Origin of the sequence: Nocardiopsis sp. RV163 (genome assembly GCF_001029525.1) — a bacterium.
Classification (GTDB): Bacteria; Actinomycetota; Actinomycetes; order Streptosporangiales; family Streptosporangiaceae; genus Nocardiopsis; species Nocardiopsis dassonvillei.
Genome location: NZ_LEKI01000274.1, coordinates 1 through 3,900, shown reverse-complemented (window position 1 = coordinate 3,900; position 3,900 = coordinate 1). Strand labels below are relative to the sequence as shown.

The window sequence follows — 3,900 nt, the reverse complement described above, 5'->3', positions numbered from 1 at the left end:
GTAGAGCAGGTGCGGGCCCGCCACCGGGGTGCTCAGCAGCGGCCTGGCCGCCCTGGCCTGGTGGGTCCACCGCGAGCGCGCCCGCCGAGCGGGCACCGGGAGCGCGGGCCGGGAGGCGGGTGAGCGCTCCGGGCCCGTCCCCGGCGACCGCGTGCGCGTCCTGGTCCTGTCCGCCCTCGCCGTGTGCGCGGTGGCGGGCGCCGTGGCGGGCGGCCTGTCCGACCGCGCGCAGGCGAGCGACTACGACCTCGTACGGTGCCTGCTCGTCGGGGCGGTCACCGGCGGCGGGCTGGGCCTGGCCGCGTGGACGGCGGTCTGGTGGTCACGGCGGCCACCGCGCCGCACGGCGGGCTGACACCGAGCGGCGCGCTGACACCGCGCCTTCGCGGCGGCCGTCCGGACGGCCGCCGCGAGGGCGCGGACGCGGTTCCTCAGTCCCCGCCCCCTCGGGCGCGGGCCGCCCCGGCGCCCGTCAGGTCCGGACCGAACGCCGCGTGCACCTCCTCGGCGGTGAGGCCGTAGTACTCCGGGCTGTACCGGTGGCCGCCCGGGTTCGTGCGCCGGTCCGCGCGCGTGTAGGCCAGCGCGCGGGCCCGGGTGTCGGAGTCGAAGTCCTCGCCGAGGCTGCTCCAGACGCGCTCGGCCGCCCCGAGCGGGTCGGACGTCAACTCGCGGTAGGGCAGGTCCAGGAAGCGCTCCGGGCCGTGCTCGCGGCGCACGCGGCGGGCCCGCTCGGCACCCGCCGCCCAGATCCCCAGCCATTCGCGGCCGATCCAGTGCGGGTCCACGTCGCTGTTGTGGATGTGCATCGAGGCCTCGGTCAGGCTGGCCCACGACGCCATGGCCCGTACCGGGTCGCGGTCGGTCATGACGACCACCGCGTCGGGGAAGACGTCGAGCAGGGCGTCGAGGTTGAACAGGTGCAGGGGGGACTTGAGCACCCAGCGCCGCGCGGGACGCTTCCACTGCAACGCCTGGAGCTGCTGTTTGAGGTAGGCGTAGTCGGGGGTGGCGTCGCGCCCCTCGACCCAGGCGCGGTAGTCCGGGGAGGCGGCGCGGACGTGGAAGAACATCCCGTGCGGCAGGAGGAAGACGCACTCCTCGGGTTCGAGCGGGTGCATGGGGTGGATGGTCTGGAACCCCGGCCCCATGGCGTCCATGCCCCGGACCAGCCTCCGCGCCAGCGCGAGGCGCTCGCGCCTGCTCACGGTGCGCTCTCCGGGCCTGCCCGTGTCGGGGACCGGGCTCAGCATCTCCCACAGCCGCGGGGCGCGGGCCCGGACGTGCTGGGCCAGGAGGCCGTGGCCGAACGTCGTGCCCGTCCTGGGCAGCCCGGTGATGAACACCGGCCGCTCGACGGGCTGGGCCGCGACCTCCGGGTTGGCGTCGAGCAGGTGGAGCATGCGCAGGCGCGTCTCCAGTCGCCGCCGGACCTCGCCCCGCAGGCCGATCCGGCCGATGGGGGTGACGCCGGGCACCGCCTGCCAGGCGTCGTGGAGCACGCGCATGTCCGAGAGGAAGGGTTCGTCGGAGGGCCAGGGGAGCCCGCTGCTGGCGGAGGCCTCCGCCAGCATGGCGTCGAAGGCGCCCTCGGCGGCTCCCAGGCTCTGGTCGAAGGGTTTGAGCAGGGTGTTGACCGGGTTCATCCACCACGGGTGGTGCACGTTCACAAGCGCCCTCTCCTGTCGTGTCAGCCGCAGTTGGTGCCGTTGCGAAGGACCCACTCGTCGCCGACCGCGCCGCCCCAGTCCACGCAGTGGCCGGCGGCGTCGGCGTAGACCGGGCCCGCGTACTCCGTCCAGTCGCCCGGGTCGGTGTCCCAGGACGTGGAGTCGCTGCGTTTGAGGGCCGCGTCCATGTTGACGGCGCCGCCCGGGTCGGACCGCACCACGACGACGCAGTTGCGGCCGTTGGAGTTGTTGTAGGTGAGGAAGACGGTGCCTCCGTTGACGGAGGCCTCGTTGACCACCCCGTATCCGCTCCCGCACTGGCCGCCGTAGGAGGCGGCCGTGGCGGGCGCGGGGGCGGCCACCGCCATGGTCAGTGCGAGGCCGGCCACGGCTGCGGCCCCGCGTACGAGGGTCTTCGGCATGTCTCTCCCGTCGTTTCGAGTTCCGGCCCCTACCACGGCGGGGTGCCCGTACCGCTGGTGCTGTGCCGCTCCACCAGGCGGGTGATGGTGACGGTGCCGTCGGCGCCGGTGGTGTAGGTGACCTCGGCGGTGATGACGCGACTTCCCTGGTTGACGTAGCCGGTCAGGGCCGAGGGGCTGGAGGGGACCGAACCGGCGCCGCCGTCGCCCACCGATCCGCCCTGGCTCTGGCAGAAGCTCCACGCGCACACCACGGTGGCGCCGTCGAGCACGCCGTACTGCCCCGAGCCGCCGGAAGGCCGGAAGGCCACGACGTGCTCGCCCGGCGGGCGTGTTCCGCCCGCGCCCACCCCGGCGCCCACGGTGGCCGTCGTGGTGGTGGGCCCGCCGTCGGTGCCCTCCTCGTCCTCCCCGCTCTCGGAGGCCTCCTCGGAGGGTTCCCCGGAGGGGTCGTCGGAGGGCGGGGCGCTCTCCTGCGGCTCCTGGCCCACCGGCCCGGGGCGCCGCCGTTCCTCCGCGGTCTGCAGCGCTTCGGCCGCGTCGTCCGGCTCGTCACCGAACCAGGCGGCCATGGGCAGGGAGTCCCAGTTGGCGGCCAGGGCCGCACCGCCGAATCCCAGCCCCGCGAGCAGGACCAGGGCGCCCAGGGCGGCGCCGACCAGGGCCAGCACCCTGCCGGAGCCGCCGGAGCCGCGCTCGGGGGCCACCGCGAACTCGCGCTCGGGGGCGGCCTGCACGCCCTGCCAGGTGTGGTCGACCACGGCGGCCATGACGCCTCCCGCCGCCGCGGCGGACTCCACGGGGGCGTAGGAGCGCCCCGGGTTGCCAGCGGCGACCACCCCGCTGACCAGCTCCAGCGCCGTCGGCCGCTCGGACGCCTCCTTGCTGAGCGCACGGGCGGCCAGGTCGGCGAGGGGTCCGCTGAAGCCCTCCGTGTCCGGTTCGCCGCTGATCACCCGGTGGGCGACGGCGGCCGGGTCGCCGGTGCCGAAGGGCGGGCGCCCGGTCGCCGCGTAGGAGACCAGCGCGCCCCAGGCGAAGATGTCGTCGGCCGTGCTCGCGGGCGCGCCCCGGTAGTGGTCCGGGCTGATCCAGCCGGGTGAGCCCAGCACGGACCCGGTGCGGGTCAGCGCGGTCTGGTCGATCGCGCGGGCCACACCGAAGTCCAGGACGCGGGGGCCCTCCGGGGACAGCACGATGTTGGCGGGTTTGAGGTCGCGGTGGGCGATGCCGACCTCGTGGATCTGGGCGAGCGCCTCGGCCACCCCGGCGGCCAGGCCGAGGAGTAGCTGTTCGCCCAGCGGGCCGTTCTTGCGCATGTAGGCGCTGAGCGTCATGCCCCGCACCAGCGGGGTGACCAGCCACGGCCGTTCGGCCTCGGTGTCGGCGGCCAGCAGCGGCACGGCGCAGGCGCCGCCCACCCGGCGCAGGAGTTCCACCTCGCGGGCGAAGCGTGCCCGGAACTCCGGGTCGGCGGAGTACTCGGGGTGGATGAGCTTGACCGCGACCAGGGCACCGCCTTGGTCACGGGCCGCGTACACGACGCCCATGCCTCCGGAGCCCAGGCGCCTGAGCGGCCGGTAGGGGCCGATGCGCGCGGGGTCGGTGGAGGTCAGTTCGGTCGCGGTCAAGCTCATCCACCCCGAGTACTCCGCCGACCCGGAGTTCCGGGCACGCTTCGCCCGCGAGGTGGAACTCCTGCGCCGGGCGGGCGGCGCCTGCGCCGTGCCGCTGCTGGCCGCCGACACCGAGGCCGAACGGCCGTGGCTGGTCACCCCGCTGGTGCGGGGCATGACGCTCAGCGCCTA

The 3,900-nt window shown here is 75.4% G+C and carries 4 protein-coding genes and 1 pseudogene; 2 read left to right on the top strand and 3 right to left on the bottom strand.

What is annotated here, in order from left to right; genetic code table 11:
- Window positions 1–28: 28 nt before the first annotated feature.
- On the top strand, window positions 29–355 hold the full coding sequence (locus ABD54_RS25850; protein WP_235432203.1) for a hypothetical protein: 327 nt from the start codon (window positions 29–31) through the stop codon (window positions 353–355).
- 76 nt (window positions 356–431) lie between these two features.
- Here the strand turns inward: ABD54_RS25850 and ABD54_RS25845 are convergent, their stop codons facing one another.
- Genes ABD54_RS25845 through ABD54_RS25835 form a run of 3 tightly spaced genes read right to left on the bottom strand, consistent with a single transcriptional unit; the run spans window position 432 to window position 3,729 of the window.
- On the bottom strand, window positions 432–1,670 hold the full coding sequence (locus ABD54_RS25845; protein WP_047872159.1) for a sulfotransferase: 1,239 nt from the start codon (window positions 1,668–1,670) through the stop codon (window positions 432–434).
- A 20-nt stretch (window positions 1,671–1,690) separates the two neighbouring features.
- Window positions 1,691–2,092, bottom strand: coding sequence for a hypothetical protein (locus ABD54_RS25840; RefSeq protein WP_047872158.1), 402 nt, complete (start codon window positions 2,090–2,092; stop codon window positions 1,691–1,693).
- Window positions 2,093–2,121: 29 nt separating this feature from the next.
- Window positions 2,122–3,729, bottom strand: a complete 1,608-nt coding sequence (locus ABD54_RS25835) for a serine/threonine-protein kinase (RefSeq protein ID WP_047872157.1) — start codon at window positions 3,727–3,729, stop codon at window positions 2,122–2,124.
- Here ABD54_RS25835 and ABD54_RS27610 point away from each other — a divergent pair.
- Window positions 3,698–3,900: pseudogene (locus tag ABD54_RS27610) on the top strand (serine/threonine protein kinase); the annotation flags it as partial. The gene ABD54_RS25835 and the pseudogene ABD54_RS27610 sit on opposite strands and share 32 nt — an antisense overlap.